This window comes from Paenibacillus sp. CF384, from assembly GCF_900106745.1.
GTDB lineage: Bacteria > Bacillota > Bacilli > Paenibacillales > Paenibacillaceae > Paenibacillus_Z.
Map to the genome: position 1 here is coordinate 321,417 of NZ_FNNV01000003.1, position 15,016 is coordinate 336,432.

Here is a 15,016-nt window from a genome sequence, read left to right on the forward strand (position 1 = left end):
CCGCCATCCACAGAGTAGGCGCCATCCACAGAGTAGGCGCCCCAGCAGTAGATTAAACGAGCTAGGTGCAACATTCTAAAGCCTTCGAAAGTTATTAACTATGTCTGTTGTATTACTTACCTCTCATGAACGTAAGAAAAGTGGCTGTCCCGGAAATTCCGGTTCAGCCACTAGGTTAAGTCTATTGGTTTAGTCCGTCAGTCACCTGGAACGGCTTGCCTGACATGGATTTGAGCCGTTTCATGAGCTGGTTGTACATCTGTTTGAGTGTCGAGTAATCCGCCCCGGAGAGATCCTTAAGCGACTTGGAGGCAATAACCTGCTGCAGCGGAACAACATTATAGTTGGTCACGCCTTTGCTGGTTACTCGGTGGACCCAAGTAGGGAGGGCTTCGACATTCTGAATCGACGTTCTGCCTGTGGGGCCGTCTTTGTGAATGTTGACTCTGAAGACGACGCCGTAATCCTTCGAATCCCCGCGTTGATTCGATATGAAATTACCCATGGAATAAATAATGAGTCCTTTTCTGACGGAACCGTCCGGTTCAGCCGCTTCAACAATCTCATAAGGCTGAACAACATGCGGGTGCGAGCCGGCAATGATGTCGGCACCGGCTGCGATCAGCTTGCGTGCCAGATTCTTCTGCGCGTCATTCGGCTGCGTCTGATATTCAATGCCGAAATGCAGCACGACCGTTATGAAGTCAGCGCCGGCCTTGCGCAGCTTCGCGATGTCGCTGATGATTTTCGCTTCATCGATTAAGGATACCGCATACGGCTGATCTTTGGGCAGTGGAATGCCGTTCGTACCGTATGTGTAAGCGAGCAGCCCCATTGCGATGCCTTTGCGCTCTGCAATAACAATTCGGTCGGCTTCCGCCCGCGAGCGTGCCGTCCCTTTCGTTTCGAAGCCAAGCTCATCCAGCTTCTGAAGCGTCAGTGCGATGCCTTTGGCACCGCGATCAAGAGCATGATTGTTAGCTGTCGTAACGGTTGTAAAGCCGGCATACTTGAGCGCGTCCCCAAGCTCGGTCGGCGCATTAAAGCGCGGGTACCCGGAATAACCGAGCGACTTGCCCGCAATCGGCGTTTCGAGATTGGCCAACGTCCAATCGCCTTGCTCGAGAATCGGCTTCATCGGCTTAAAGAAATGCTCGAAGTTATATTTCTTCGTTTTCTCGTTATAGGCACCGGGAAGCTGCGGCATATGCATCATAATGTCACCGACAGCAACCCAAAGCGCATCAACCGACTTCTCAGGGGCTGGAGGCGTGCTCTCCGCGTCTGGATTATCAGGTTGGGATAAATTGGCGTCATCATTAGGAGATTGATTAGCGGTGTCCCCAGCGTTGTCTGGTGCCTGATCGGTTTCGGTTGTCGGCGGTTCCACTTTCGGAGGCGGCTCCTGCACCGTTTCCTGTTGATTGTCAGGATCAGGCTCCAAGTGCGGACCGCTCCCGCAGCTGCTTAGCAAGAACAGGGCGAGGACGAGTAAGCCGAGCAGCCCTAATTTGTGTCTATACATAGCTCTACATTCCTTCCAGCGGCAAGATTGAACGTGCCCGGATGAAATCGTCATCGCGAAACCGGCTCCATGGCTCCGTCTTCGGAGGCATGGCATGAATGGTTAGCCATTCTTTCGTTACGGGATGCGCTACTCCTATGGATGTCGACCATAATGCGATATCTTGTTCGCCTTGAACGGCAGGAGCGCCGTATTTGCGGTCATAGACGAGCGGACAGCCGATTTCGGCCATCTGAGCTCTAATCTGATGCGAGCGTCCGGTAAGCAGCTTCACGGTAATAAGAGTGAGACCACCTTGTTTGGCGACAACCGCATAATCCAGTATGGCTTCTTTGGCGTCCGGAACCTGCTTCTTATGTACGGTTACGATGTTTCTGCCGGCATCTTTACGCAGATAATGACGCAAGCGGCCGCTCGCCGCCGCAGGGGAGCCATGAACAACAGCTACATACAGCTTATCGAATGAGCGGCTGCGAACAGACTCTGACAGGCGGGAAGCTGCTTTGGATGTCTTCGCAAAGAGCATGGCTCCGCCCACGGGACGGTCCAAGCGATGGACTAGTCCGACATACACGTTGCCCGGTTTCTGATAGCGAGCCTTTAGGTCGTCTTTCAGCAGCGTGACCATATCCATTTCGCCCGTTTCATCCGCTTGTGATAACAGTCCCGGAGGTTTAATGACGGCAAGCAGATGGTTGTCCTCATACAGCACAGGCAGAAGCGGGGCCGGGGCTGCAATCGGGTCATTCCCCATCTTACTTACCCTCCCAACGTCCCAAGATACCGCATGGTAGCGTTAGCCCGGATGCGGAGATAGGGATGCCGATCTCGCCGCAGTGGATGGAGCCGGTATGTTTACGGCCAACCGTCATATGCAGCATATTGTGAAGAACGGTCGGTGACAGTCCTGTCGTATACGAATTCACTAGCACGAACAGAGGATTCTCCGTAAGGATCGTCGTACAGAACTCAAGGAACGGATAGAGATTCTGCTCCAGCTTCCAGGTTTCGCCGTTTGGTCCGCGACCGTAGGAAGGCGGATCCATAATGATGGCATCGTACTTGCTGCCGCGGCGCTGCTCGCGCTGCACAAATTTAAATACATCATCGGTTATGTAACGAACAGGAGCTGTGCTGAGACCGGATAGCTCGGCATTTTCCTTGGCCCACTGCACCATTCCTTTAGCGGCATCGACATGGCACACTTCTGCCCCGGCTGCAGCTGCTGCCACAGTAGCTCCGCCAGTATAAGCAAACAAGTTCAGCACGCGGATAGGACGACCGGCTTTGCGGATCTTATCCATCATCCAGGTCCAGTTGACAGCCTGCTCCGGGAATAGTCCGGTATGTTTGAAACTAGTCGGTTTAATATGAAACTTTAGTTCGCCGTACGAGATAGACCAGCGATCCGGCATTTTCGTGCGGAATTCCCATTCTCCGCCGCCGGAGGAGCTGCGGTGATAGTGGCCATCGGCTGTTTTCCATAATCCAGATTCATTGGCGATCGGCCAAATTACTTGAGGATCTGGTCTGCGCAGCACGTAGCCGCCCCAGCGCTCAAGCTTCTCACCATTGCCGGTATCGAGTAGTTCGTAATCTTTCCATAAATCAGCGTTGTACATGTGTGTTGTAACCTTCCTTGGCGTTGAATTTGTAGCCTACTCCCCGAACGGTGACGATATAGATCGGGTTAGCAGGGTCGGGCTCGATTTTCTTGCGCAAATTGCTGACATGAACCATCAATGTACGAGTATCGCCCATACTATCATGTCCCCAAACGATCGTGTACAGATCATCGAGTGCAAAAGCGCGGTTCGGTGTTTTGGCTAAGCGGACAAGAAGCTCGAACTCCTTAGCCGATAGGAAGACTTCTTTGCTGCCCAGATGAACGGTCCGTGCAGGCAAATCAATTCGTAAACCATCGTATTCCAGCACTTCGCCTACAGCACGGTCAAACGAATATTGACCGATTACAGATTGACGGCGCAGATGTGCTTTAACACGAGCGACAAGCTGACTTGGACTGAAAGGCTTGGTCATATAATCATCGCCGCCTACCGTAAGTCCATGTATAATGTCAGTATCATCGCTCATACAGCTTATGAACAATATGGGAACGTTGGAAATTGCTCGGATGTGCTTGCACACTTCGAAACCATCCAGATTCTTGAGTGAGATGTCCAGCAGGATCATATCCGGCTTCAGCCCGGCTGCGAGCAGGACGGCATCTTCACCGTTGTCCGTCGTATGTACTTCAAAACCTTCTCGTTCCATATATAAAGTAATCAGCTCGGTAATATCGGCTTCATCGTCAACGACAAGAATTTTGCTACCATTCATCTCCATCTTCCCCCTCTTCCTAGGCTATTATAGCGAATGGAGGGAGGGGTGAGCAATCAACGATTTTCCGGGAGGCTGCTATGATTCGCCGATTATTCCGATCTTTAATCCTCATCTTGTTCCCCATGCTCCTGCTCGCAGGCTGCAGTGCCCCGAGCGGCGGGGAGAATCCTGCTGCGAAGCAAGGTGTGCTTGATCTTAGAAATTGGTCGTTTGACCGTGATGGCGAGCTCCCGTTGACCGGGGAGTGGACGTTCTTCAGCGGGATGCTGTTGAGCCCGGAGCTTGCGATGAAAGACAACGGCAAGCATGTAACGGTGCCGCGTTCCTGGAACAGCTATCCGGGAAACAGCGGGATTAAGAATGGACAAGGCTATGCGACCTATAAATTATCTGTACTCATCCAACCTACGGATCGCGTGCTGGCTGTGCGCGTACCGAATATTTTCAGCAGCTATAGGTTCTGGATCGACGGCAAGCTGCTTGCCGAGCAAGGCATAGTCGGGACTAGCAGAAGCACATCGAAAGCACAGCAATTCCCGCGGATTGTTTCCTTTCATCCAGATGGCAAGCAGCAGCTTGATTTTGTCGTGCAGGTGTCCAACTTCCAGCATCGCAAAGGGGGCATTTGGGTTCCCTTCAAGATGGGCAACAGCGATACGCTCGTGGCGAATCAGATGAAAGCATCTGTCCAGGAGATCCTCATCCTAGGCAGTCTATTAATCATTGGAATTTATCATATCGGTCTGTATGCGTTCCGCAGGCAGGAGCAATTTACGATTCATTTTGGCTTGCTATGCTTATTCATTGCCGCAAGAGCAGGCGTAACCGGCGAAAATTATATTTTACAGTTGATTCCGCTCTCGTGGGAGATTGGAATGAAGATCGAATATATTGCATTCTCGCTTAGCGCATTGGCGGGGTACTTGTACGTCTATCGGTTATTTCCGCTGGATGCCTCCAAGCGCGTCATCCCATTCGTAATCGGGATCGGTACGTTCTTGGTTGGATTCGTGCTGTTCACCCCGGCAATCGTGTACACGAAGCAAATCTCATGGTTTCAAATCTTCGTTGTAGCGGTGAGCATCTATACCTTAATCGTTCTAATTACGGCAAAGATTCGCAAGCGGATCGGCTCTGCTTTTGTACTGACAGGGGTAGCGGTGTTCGTCGTAACGGTACTGAACGACATGCTGTTCTACAACGAGTGGTTTCTATATGCACAGCTGATACCGCTGGGATTGTTCTTCTTCATGCTGATGCAGTCTTTTATTATTTCCAAAAGGTTCTCAAGCGCCATGTACCGCGCGGAGCATGTCTCAAGCGAGCTGAGGGAGCTGAATGCGCATTTGGAGGAGCGGATTGAAGAGCGGACGATGGAGCTGAGTGCGGCGAATGAATCGCTGGAGCAAACGAACCGAGTCTTGCATCGATCGGAATCGTCCAGAAGGCATTTGATGACGAATATCTCGCATGATTTGCGCACGCCGATTACCCTTCTGCAAGGGTATTTGGAAGCTTTTCAAGATGGAGTTGTCAAAACGGAGGAGCAGCAGCAGCGCTACTTGCGCATGATGCTAGGGAAGGTCGGCGGACTGAACAGGTTGATTCACGATTTGTTCGAGCTGACGAAGCTGGAGGCTGGACAGACGAGGTTCGACTTTGCGAACGTGCCGCTTGGTCACTGGATTCAACAGCTGCATGATCTTTACGAAATCGATGTCGTAAGCAGCGGCATGCGGTTCAGATGCGATTTTCACAGTGCGCACTCCGAGCAGGAGGGACATGCCCATGAAATGGAGCAACAGAACCGCATCATGCTGCGCCTGGATTTGCCGAGAATGGATCAAGTCATTGCAAATGTCATTTACAATGCGATCAAACATACGGAGAAGGGGGGCGAGATAGCGCTTTCTTTTTTCTTCGATGAGACAGCAAACCGGACGATCGTAACAGTTAGTGATACAGGCAGCGGAATTGAGGAAGAGCATTTGCCCTTTATTTTCGACCGGTTCTACAAGAAAGAAATTTCCAGGAACTCAGCAGAAGGCGGCAGCGGTTTGGGGCTCGCGATTGCCAAAGAAATTGTTGAAGCACATGGCGGCACAATCGGTGCTGTCAGTACCTTGGATAAAGGGACAATGATCTGGTTCGCGCTGCCTGCAACCCTACGAAGCGTTAGTCAGCTTGCCTGATAACCGCCATCATTCGATCGATGGATTGCTTTCGGCGTTCCTGATCCATGCCGTTTAGAATACGGATAATTTCGATCGCTTCAGGAGTTACAGGCGTTTCCGATCTTGCAGCCTCTCCGCCGATAATGTAGTCCAGAGAGACGTTAAACAAAATGGCAAGCTTCTTTAACGTTTCGTAGACCGGCTGGCGGTTGTTAATTTCGTAATGACTGTAAGCAGAACGGGTAATGCCAATTTGCCTTGCGACTTCTTCTTGTGAAATATGCTTGCGAAGCCGCAATTCCCTTAATCGATCTCCCATCGTCATAGTTTCTAGCTCCTTACTCAATCTTCACATCTAGTACTAGTGAAAAAGCTACACTTCGGCCCCACTAATAGTAATTTATGATACAAAGTGTATCAGTGTCAAGTGTTAAGTATAGAAACGTTAATAATTAAGTATTGAAAACCGATCTGCGGGAGCGTACAATGAGGTTGTTGGTAGTTGTACGTACAAGTTATTGGCTGTACATAGTCGGATATTGGGCTTGAATTAGGCTTAAATGTCTGTATAAGGACCGATATGCTGCTTGAATTTGCTATCATGTTCGTACAAGTTAATTTCATTCCGAATCCTGAGGAGGAGTATTCACGTGATACAAGTGAAACGTTATCAATTCTGGTTTGTTACCGGCAGTCAGCATCTCTACGGCCCGGAAACGCTGCTTGAGGTTGCCGATCATTCCCGCATTATTGCTGAGGGCTTGGATCGCGATGAAGCGATTACGTATGAAGTTGTGTTTAAACCGGTACTGACAACTCCCGAAGAAATTTATAGCTTGTGCGCGGCAGCAAATGCAGATGAGCATTGTGCGGGTCTGATCACCTGGATGCATACCTTCTCTCCCGCGAAGATGTGGATCTCCGGTTTATCCGAGCTGCGCAAGCCGCTGCTTCACCTGCACACCCAGTTTAACCGCGATATACCATGGGATTCCATTGATATGGATTTCATGAACTTGAATCAATCCGCGCACGGTGATCGCGAATACGGATTTATCGGTGCTCGAATGGGGATTGCTCGCAAGGTGGTCGTTGGGTACTGGGAAGATACTGAGGTACGCGGCCGGATCGCCGGCTGGATGCGCACATCGGTTGCTTACACAGAAGGCCGTTCGCTCAAAGTAGCACGTTTCGGAGACAATATGCGCCAAGTTGCTGTAACGGAAGGCGACAAAGTAGAAGCGCAAATCAAGTTCGGCTGGTCGATTAACGGCTACGGAATCGGCGATTTGGCTGCATACATCGCGCAAGTGACGGAAGAGCAGCTGAACACGTTGACTGACGAATACGAAGCGACTTACGAAATTACGCCGGAGACTCGTTCCAACGCCGAGAAATGGGAATCGATTCGCGAGCAGGCTCGCATTGAGCTTGGCATGAAAGCATTCCTGCAAGAAGGCGGCTTCACCGCATTTACGACAACGTTCGAGGATTTGCACGGCATGAAGCAGCTGCCGGGGCTGGCCGTGCAGCGTTTGATGGAGGCAGGTTATGGCTTCGGCGGTGAAGGCGACTGGAAGACCGCGGCACTGACACGTGTCATGAAGACGATTGCGGGCAATAAAGGGACTTCCTTTATGGAGGATTATACGTATCATCTGGAGCCGGGCAATGAACTCATTCTTGGCGCGCATATGCTCGAAATTTGCCCGACGATCGCTGATGGCAAGCCTCGTCTTGAGGTTCATCCGCTTGGCATTGGCGGCAAAGCTGACCCGGCCCGTATGACCTTTAACGGTCGCAGCGGCCAAGCCGTGAATGCATCGCTTATTGATGTCGGCAATCGCTTCCGCCTCATTGTAAACATCGTCGATGCCGTAGCAACGCCGCATGATATGCCGAATCTTCCGGTTGCGCGTGTGTTATGGAAGCCTCAGCCATCGCTTAAAGATTCCGCGGAAGCGTGGATCCGTGCAGGCGGTGCCCATCATACGGTTTTCTCGTACGAGGTTACGGCAGAGCAGTTGGTGGACTGGGCAGAGATGATCGGCATTGAGTGTGTCATCATCGACAACTCGACGAATCCACTGGCGTTCCGCAATGAACTTCGTTTGAATGATATGTACTGGCGTTTGCAGCGTTAATCGAACTTATTGCGTTACTTGGGACTATCCGTCGCACGATTGCGTGTGTACGGAATAGTCCCTTTTAATTTGGCGTGAGCGTCATGTGGCAGGAAGCGCGCCGCCTCCAAATTTGCCGCGATAATTCGCAAGCGCGAGGAGCGGCCATACGTGGGAGTAGCTCTCATATTGCGTATAGATATAACCCGGTAAACCTGCTCCGGTCGGATATTTCCGCGGGAGTGGGTTCTCCGAATCCGATGCGCGAAGCAGGAAATCGCATGCTCGCTCCATGGCAGGTGAAGGCTCAGCGCTTATCGCGATAAGCGCATCGAGCGCCCATGCGGTTTGAGAAAGTGTCGAATAGGAGAGCGGGATGTATCGTTTCACATGATCACTGCGACAGGATTCGCCAAAGCCGCCATCCGGGAGTTGGATGCGATGCAGCCACTCTTTGGCTTTGCGGATCTGAGGATGGTTCGGCGACTCACCTGCAGCGATCAAACCGGTAAGAGCGGCCCAGGTGCCATAGATGTAACAGACGCCCCAGCGGCCGTACCATGAGCCGTCTGCCTGCTGCGCACAATACAACCAATCTGCGGCTCGGCGCATGAAGTGGCTGCCGCTGGTTGTCAGCCCCGTATGCTTGCCTAAATATTCAAGCGTTCTGCCGGTCAGATCCGGCGTAGACGGATCTGTCGCAGCATCTTCAGCTCCGTCGAGCGGCACCCAGCTGATTAAACGGCTGTTCACATTTCGCTCGAAAGCAGCCCAGCCTCCGTCGGAATTTTGCATAGACAGGAGCCATTGCAGACCGAGTTCACGTGCTTCCCGGTAAGGAGCGGAATGTGCGAGTCTTTCAATTGCGCGCAAAACTGCAGTGGTGTCATCGAGATCAGGATTCATCGTATTCGATTCGGAGAAGCCCCAGCCTCCGGGCAGCGGATGCTCCACGTTCAGCTTCCAGTCGCCAAGCTTGGTATGCTGATGCTTCAATAAATACTGCCCGGCGGATCGTATGCTCGGATGATTCGTGTTAACGCCTGCATCTTGGAGCGTGTGGCTGATTAATGCGGTATCCCACACGGTTGAGGTCGTGTTCTGCGTCGTTAGCAGGTTCGTATCGTCGCGAATCAGCAGTGTTTCGAGCCCCGAAACTGCTTTCGTAATAAGGGGATGCCGAATGTCGTATTCCAATGCACGCAGCGCATGAATCATTAGAATGGTCGCACTGGCATAGCAGTACAGCGTGCCGTCCGGCTCAATGCGACGCTGCATATATTGCAGCGCACGAGCAGTGCCTAGCTTGTTAAGAGCGGTAAGCGGCGACAAGCCTGAGATGGAAGGGATTCGCATACTGATATGCTGCTGCCAACTGTCCTGCTGCGTGAGCAGCTGCTGAAGCGACAGATCGCTATCATGGGAGCGAAGAGGTTCGATATGAGGCAAGGTGAATGTAGGCTTGACAGACCCGAGCAGCATCATGGGGGCCATGTGGACACGGGCATATCCGGAGAATTGATAGAAGTGCAGCGGTGCGCTCGGCGGAAGCAGCAGAAGGGAGAGTGGAACCGGGAACCAGCGCGGCCATTCGTATTGACCGACAATTGCAAGCAGGAACTTGGTCAATAGGCTGTCGATGCGGGAGAGCCCGCCGAGCTCGGAGATCCGTTCGCGAGCCTGCTTCATACGAGCAAGGGAAGGTGATAGACCGGCGAATTGTAAGGCAAAATAACACTCTGCCGTCGCGGCGAGATTGCCGCCTTCTTCGTCTGGATATACACGCCAAGCGCCGTCCGCACCTTGCTTGGCTAATATGCGCTCACATAAGGAAGCGACTAAGGCAGGCTTCCGGATACCTGCACTAGTCAGAAGCATAACCGCAGCAGCGTCAGTGGTTGTTCCACTATCAATAAAGCCAAGCCGCCAACTGCCATCTTGGCTTTGTTTGCGGAGCAACAGCTGAACCAGTCGATCAATCCCGCGATCCATGCGCTGATCCATGGGAGTCACCTCCTACCGAGACTTGTTCAAATAATGCGAGCTTTTCACATGAATCTTGCACGTTCCTAGGAAACAATCGTCAAATAAATGGACAAGAGTCGCTGAACTCTTTATTATGAAAATGAAAATAATTCTCAATGATCGCATTTCGGCTCGTTCGTCATCCATGTAAAGGTGGTTTATTTGAAGTGGACGTTCATTCTTCCTCACACTCACAGCAACCGGTCATTCAGTCCCGGCCGCTCGCTGCTTTAATGATTCTGATTTTCGGAACGCTTGCACTTGTATTGACTGCCGCAATCTCGATTTGTGTCGGTGCCGCAGACACATCCTTATCAACCGTATGGGATGCGCTCTTTCACTTCAATACGGATTTGACCCAACATCAAATCATCAGAGAGCTTCGGATTCCACGCGTGCTCGCAGCTGCGCTGACAGGAGCGGCCTTTGCCGCAGCCGGTGCGATTATGCAGGGAATGACGCGTAACCCGCTGGCAGATTCAGGCTTGCTCGGCATTAATGCAGGGGCAGGGGTCCTGCTTGCCGTCTGTTTTGCGTTCTTTCCGGGCATGTCATTCGTGAATCTCATGTTGTTCTCTTTCATCGGCGCAGCGGCTGCTGCTGGACTAGTGTTCGGGACTGGAGCGTTTGTCAAAGGCGGTCTTACGCCGGTGCGTTTGGTTCTTGCAGGTGCTGCCGTAACGGCATTGCTGCTCGCCATCAGCGATGCGATCGCCATTCATTATCAGGTAGGTCGTGAGCTGGCCTTCTGGCTCGCGGGCGGAATGGCAGGCGTAGAGTGGACGCAAATTCGGATTATTTGGCCTTGGGTGCTCGGCAGCATAATCGTGGCGATCATGATTTCGCGTTCCATTACACTGTTAAGTCTCGGTGAAGATATTGCAATTGGTCTCGGACAACGCACAGGGCTGATAAAGCTAATCGGAACGATTCTGGTGTTAATCCTTGCCGGAGCTTCAGTCAGTGTAGTAGGGGCTGTCGGATTCGTCGGACTCATTATTCCGCATATTGCAAGGTATTTGGTTGGCGTTGATTACCGCTGGATCATTCCGTGCTCTGCCGTTCTGGGGGCGCTGCTGCTCATCGTAGCCGACATCGGTGCCCGGATGTTTAATCCGTACTCCGAAACGCCGCTAGGCGCGCTGATTGCCGTTATTGGAGTACCGTTCTTCCTTTACTTGGCCATTAATGAAAGGAGGGAGCTGTAATGGATGCTTATACAGTTACTCCTGCAGAGAAGGCGCGGAAGAAGCGGGCTTACATCGTCATGGGATGGATGGGCGGTCTCATTCTCATTGTATTCATGATTAGCATGAGTACAGGCACCCTCCGGCTATCGCCAAGCGAGATGATGCATACCTTAATCGGATCCGGAACGGCAAAACAGGAGCTGATCCTGTATCAGTTCCGTCTGCCTCGGATCGTCATGTCACTGCTGATCGGCGCCGGTTTCGCGGTGTCCGGCTGTATCTTGCAAGGGGTTACGCGAAATGCGCTGGCCGATCCCGGCATCCTTGGCATAAACGCCGGAGCGGGACTGATCGTCATTCTGTATATATCCGTAACCCCGATAAACCATGCCATATTTCTGCTGCCCCTTCTTGCAATGATTGGAGCGGGAGCGACAGCAACGCTAATCTATAGTCTCTCCTATCGACGTCATCACGGCATTTCGACCATTCGGCTGCTGCTCGTCGGAATCGCTGTAGCTGCCGGGATTTCAGCATTCATGCTCGTATTGACGCTGAAGCTCAATCCCGATCAATTCAAGTTCGTGCAAGTATGGCTGGCAGGCAGCATGCTCGGGATGGATTGGCGTTTCGTCTTGGCATTATTGCCTTGGATCGTCGTGCTGCTGCCTTTCGTCCACTACAAGGCACGTGTGCTGGACGTGCTGAATCTGGGGGATCAAACCGCTTCCGGACTTGGTACGGCACTTAACCGTGAACGGTTGTATCTGTACGGGGCAGCCGTCGCACTGGCCGCTTCCTGCGTAGCGGTTGGCGGCGGAATCGCCTTCGTTGGGTTAATCGGACCTCATCTGGCTCGCAGACTTGTCGGTCCGCAGCATACATACTTGTTGCCGGCTTCGGCGATTACCGGTGGATTGCTGCTCATCATTTCAGATACACTCGCTCGTATGTACGATGTGCCGACGGGAATCGTAGTTGCTATTATCGGGGCCCCGTATTTTCTCTATTTGCTCACAAGGACAAGATAATTCATGAAGAACAGGCGCATGGTTTGGCGACGATCAAGAATGCTGATCGCATCGTCGTTGACACGGAAGATGGCGTATCGGAGCAGGGCAAGCACGAAGAGCTTCTTGAAGCCGGCGGCCATTACAGCAGACTACATTATGCACAATTTCAGACGACATAAGTGAACGATGAACATTTGAACGGCTGTCCGTAGTTGGAGGCTGTTCAGGTGTTTTTTTGCATCTGCTAATTAGGCACTGTTATAATTGGTATCGGTATTAGGGTTCAATGGTGAAGAATTCAGCCCTACATAAAGGAGTCGATAACATGAAATCATTCCAACATCGTCTGGAGCAATACGCGGCACTTGCCGTAGAGGTCGGCGTTAACGTTCAGCCCGGTCAAAAGCTCTGTATTATTTCGCAGATCGCAGCAGCAGAGTTCGTCCGAGAAGTGGCGAAACGTGCCTATGAAATAGGAGCAAGCTATGTACATGTCGATTGGAGCGACGAGTTAATTACACGTACGCGCCTGGAGAAATCGCCGGAAGAGGGACTTTCCTATTATCCGGAATGGCATGCGAAGGGACGAGTGGCGTTGGCGGAAGAAGGCGCGGCTTTTCTCTGGGTCGTTGCCGAGAACCCGGATCTGCTGAATGGAGTCGACGCTTCCCGGATTGGTCTTGCAACCAAATCCCAGCAAGCTGCTCTTCAGCCGTTCCGCAAATTTACGCTTAGCAATGAAGTCTCATGGTCGATAGTCGCCGTACCTACGCCGGAATGGGCGGAGAAGGTATTCCCGGCACTTCCTGCCACGGAGCGCGTCGATGCCCTGTGGGAAGCGATCTTCGCAGCAACGCGGGTGGATGCGGCAGATCCGGTTCAATCTTGGCGCGAGCATGCTGACAACTTGCGATCCAAGGCAAGCCGGCTGAACGAGCGCAGATACCAAGAGCTGCGTTATCGCAGTTCGGCGGGAACCGATGTGACGATAGGACTTCCGGAAGGTCATATTTGGGTAAGCGCAGGGACACGCAACGGACAGGGGACAACCTTTATTCCGAATATGCCAACGGAGGAAGTATTCACTTCGCCGCTGCGAACAAGCGTGAACGGTACGGTAGTCAGCAGCAAGCCGCTTAGTTATAACGGTAATCTGATTGACAACTTCTCGATCACTTTCGTGGAAGGTAGAATTACGGCGTATCAAGCTGAGGTTGGCTACGAGGCTCTAAAAGGGCTCGTTGAAACGGATGAAGGCTCTCACTATCTGGGGGAAATTGCGTTGGTACCTTACCGTTCGCCGATTTCGGATACGAACCTGACATTCTACAACACCTTGTTTGATGAGAATGCCGCCTGCCACTTGGCGATCGGCTTCGCGTTCCCGTTCTGCGTGGAAGGCGGCTTGTCCATGAGCAAGGAAGAGCTTGCCGAACGCGGCTTGAATCACAGTTTAACGCATGTTGATTTCATGATTGGTACCGAGGATTTGGATATCGACGGCGTTCTGCAGGACGGTACGCTGGAACCGCTGTTCCGCGGCGGCAACTGGGCGTTCTAGTAGTCTTTTTCATGAAATCAAGAAAGGTGGCAATAGGGTGAAGCCCTTTTGCCACCTTTTTGTTGCCGCTCCTCGTTACCCGTCTCACGGATTGGCCCGTTGCACATGCCCAACAATGCTAGTCAGCCTCCACCGTTTCTCCCGCTCCCGCGACGCTAACGAACCGTAGAGGTCTTATTTTGAAGAAATGGACACTTTCAAAATTCTAACGAACCACAGAGGTCTTATTTCGTGATTTTATAGGGAAATGCACGGGTTTTGGAGCAAATAAGTCCTGTAGGATCCGTTAGAATTCCAAATCGAGGTTTTTCGAGCAAATAAGCCCGCTACGGTTCGTTAGAAGTATAGGGAACGAAAACACGCAGCTGTCGCTCGATAATCTCACGGTGAAAGTCGCTCCCCGCTCCTAATTAAGCAGCAGATCCATCTCTGATCAAAACAAAAAGCTGCCTCAAAGTCGCGATGACTTGAGGCAGCTTCGATAATACTTAGCTGTAAAACTTCTCGTACAAGCAGAACCCGCTAGGCGAGGTTCCTTTATACGTATAGCCAAGACCGACGTAGAAGGCGTTCAGCTTCTCGTTGTTTGCGATGCAGTCGAGTCGGATGCGATCTTTCCCTGGGAATGATACGCCTTCTTCGGCCCAGCGAACAATATCAGCTCCGAGGCCTTGTCCTGCATATTCGCGGTTGATCGCCAAGCGGTGCAGATAAACGATCGATTCGTGCCCATCCTTGCCCCATAAGCCATGATCCCAGTCGCCGGGAACTTGCATCAGCAGGACGATGCCAGCCAGAACCTCGCCTTCCTTAAAGAGGAACAGCTCCCCTTTGTCGATATGACCAGTTACGTTATGGTGATCGTCACCGTTCAACAAGGCGCTCCATTGCTTGGAGCCTTTGCTCTTTAGCCAAGTCGCAGCTCCGACTAGCAGTTCCATGACAGCAGGGGCATCAGCCGCCACTGCTTGGGATACTTGAATACGTGCGTTGGCTTGATTATTTTTCATGAGGTATGAGGGCATAGTTCATTCTCCGTTTTATGTTTTTGAACATTATAGC

General features: G+C 51.9%; 12 protein-coding genes and 1 pseudogene. 6 read left to right on the plus strand and 7 right to left on the minus strand.

Annotated features, from left to right (window positions below):
• Positions 1-181 precede the first annotated feature (181 nt).
• From BLW29_RS08865 to BLW29_RS08880, 4 genes are read right to left on the minus strand one after another with little or no spacing between them, the layout of a single operon-like run.
• A complete protein-coding gene (locus tag BLW29_RS08865; RefSeq protein ID WP_090978328.1) occupies positions 182-1,525 on the minus strand; it encodes a CapA family protein in 1,344 nt (447 codons plus the stop codon).
• Between the two features lie 4 nt (positions 1,526-1,529).
• Complete coding sequence (locus tag BLW29_RS08870) at positions 1,530-2,279, minus strand: RluA family pseudouridine synthase (protein WP_090978330.1); 750 nt, start codon at positions 2,277-2,279, stop codon at positions 1,530-1,532.
• A 1-nt stretch (position 2,280) separates the two neighbouring features.
• Positions 2,281-3,147: a class I SAM-dependent methyltransferase gene (locus tag BLW29_RS08875; RefSeq protein ID WP_090978332.1), complete on the minus strand. Its 867-nt coding sequence runs from the start codon at positions 3,145-3,147 to the stop codon at positions 2,281-2,283.
• The gene (locus BLW29_RS08880; RefSeq protein ID WP_090978486.1) at positions 3,134-3,865 is read right to left on the minus strand and encodes a response regulator transcription factor; all 732 of its coding nucleotides are present in this window, start codon (positions 3,863-3,865) and stop codon (positions 3,134-3,136) included. The genes BLW29_RS08875 and BLW29_RS08880 overlap by 14 nt, the downstream gene beginning before the upstream one ends.
• An 80-nt stretch (positions 3,866-3,945) precedes the next feature.
• On the opposite strand from BLW29_RS08880, the gene BLW29_RS08885 reads away from it, so the two are divergent.
• Entirely contained in the window at positions 3,946-6,060 is a 2,115-nt protein-coding gene (locus tag BLW29_RS08885) for a sensor histidine kinase (RefSeq protein ID WP_090978334.1), read from the plus strand.
• On the opposite strand, the gene BLW29_RS08890 is transcribed toward BLW29_RS08885, so the two are convergent.
• Positions 6,044-6,367 (minus strand): helix-turn-helix domain-containing protein, encoded by a 324-nt coding sequence (locus tag BLW29_RS08890; protein WP_090978336.1) that lies wholly within the window; start codon positions 6,365-6,367, stop codon positions 6,044-6,046. The two genes, BLW29_RS08885 and BLW29_RS08890, sit on opposite strands and share 17 nt — an antisense overlap.
• Before the next feature lie 325 nt (positions 6,368-6,692).
• Between BLW29_RS08890 and araA the strand changes: the two genes are divergently transcribed.
• Positions 6,693-8,186: an L-arabinose isomerase gene (gene araA / locus BLW29_RS08895; RefSeq protein WP_090978338.1), complete on the plus strand. Its 1,494-nt coding sequence runs from the start codon at positions 6,693-6,695 to the stop codon at positions 8,184-8,186.
• An 81-nt stretch (positions 8,187-8,267) separates the two neighbouring features.
• On the opposite strand, the gene BLW29_RS08900 is transcribed toward araA, so the two are convergent.
• Entirely contained in the window at positions 8,268-10,169 is a 1,902-nt protein-coding gene (locus tag BLW29_RS08900; protein ID WP_256208461.1) for a terpene cyclase/mutase family protein, read from the minus strand.
• Positions 10,170-10,357: 188 nt separating this feature from the next.
• On the opposite strand from BLW29_RS08900, the gene BLW29_RS08905 reads away from it, so the two are divergent.
• From BLW29_RS08905 to BLW29_RS08920, 4 genes and pseudogenes are all read left to right on the plus strand, one after another.
• Positions 10,358-11,398 carry a FecCD family ABC transporter permease gene (locus BLW29_RS08905; protein ID WP_256208462.1) on the plus strand — a complete coding sequence of 347 codons (1,041 nt, stop codon included), beginning with the start codon at positions 10,358-10,360 and terminating at the stop codon, positions 11,396-11,398.
• The gene (locus BLW29_RS08910; protein WP_090978344.1) at positions 11,398-12,411 is read left to right on the plus strand and encodes a FecCD family ABC transporter permease; all 1,014 of its coding nucleotides are present in this window, start codon (positions 11,398-11,400) and stop codon (positions 12,409-12,411) included. The genes BLW29_RS08905 and BLW29_RS08910 overlap by 1 nt, the downstream gene beginning before the upstream one ends.
• A gap of 14 nt (positions 12,412-12,425) precedes the next feature.
• Positions 12,426-12,572 (plus strand): annotated as a pseudogene (locus tag BLW29_RS08915) (ABC transporter); the annotation flags it as partial.
• Between the two features lie 146 nt (positions 12,573-12,718).
• Positions 12,719-13,954, plus strand: coding sequence for an aminopeptidase (locus tag BLW29_RS08920; protein ID WP_090978346.1), 1,236 nt, complete (start codon positions 12,719-12,721; stop codon positions 13,952-13,954).
• Positions 13,955-14,442: 488 nt separating this feature from the next.
• Here the strand turns inward: BLW29_RS08920 and BLW29_RS08925 are convergent, their stop codons facing one another.
• Positions 14,443-14,979, minus strand: coding sequence for a GNAT family N-acetyltransferase (locus BLW29_RS08925; RefSeq protein ID WP_090978348.1), 537 nt, complete (start codon positions 14,977-14,979; stop codon positions 14,443-14,445).
• Positions 14,980-15,016: the final 37 nt, after the last annotated feature.

Excerpts from the sequence above, each read along its gene's own strand:
- BLW29_RS08865 (WP_090978328.1), bottom strand. The coding sequence starts at position 1,525 with ATGTATAGACACAAATTAGGGCTGCTCGGCTTACTCGTCCTCGCCCTG.
- BLW29_RS08870 (WP_090978330.1), bottom strand. The coding sequence starts at position 2,279 with ATGGGGAATGACCCGATTGCAGCCCCGGCCCCGCTTCTGCCTGTGCTG.
- BLW29_RS08875 (WP_090978332.1), bottom strand. The coding sequence starts at position 3,147 with ATGTACAACGCTGATTTATGGAAAGATTACGAACTACTCGATACCGGC.
- BLW29_RS08880 (WP_090978486.1), bottom strand. The coding sequence starts at position 3,865 with ATGAATGGTAGCAAAATTCTTGTCGTTGACGATGAAGCCGATATTACC.
- BLW29_RS08885 (WP_090978334.1), top strand. The coding sequence starts at position 3,946 with ATGATTCGCCGATTATTCCGATCTTTAATCCTCATCTTGTTCCCCATG.
- BLW29_RS08890 (WP_090978336.1), bottom strand. The coding sequence starts at position 6,367 with ATGACGATGGGAGATCGATTAAGGGAATTGCGGCTTCGCAAGCATATT.
- BLW29_RS08900 (WP_256208461.1), bottom strand. The coding sequence starts at position 10,169 with ATGGATCAGCGCATGGATCGCGGGATTGATCGACTGGTTCAGCTGTTG.
- BLW29_RS08910 (WP_090978344.1), top strand. The coding sequence starts at position 11,398 with ATGGATGCTTATACAGTTACTCCTGCAGAGAAGGCGCGGAAGAAGCGG.
- BLW29_RS08920 (WP_090978346.1), top strand. The coding sequence starts at position 12,719 with ATGAAATCATTCCAACATCGTCTGGAGCAATACGCGGCACTTGCCGTA.
- BLW29_RS08925 (WP_090978348.1), bottom strand. The coding sequence starts at position 14,979 with ATGCCCTCATACCTCATGAAAAATAATCAAGCCAACGCACGTATTCAA.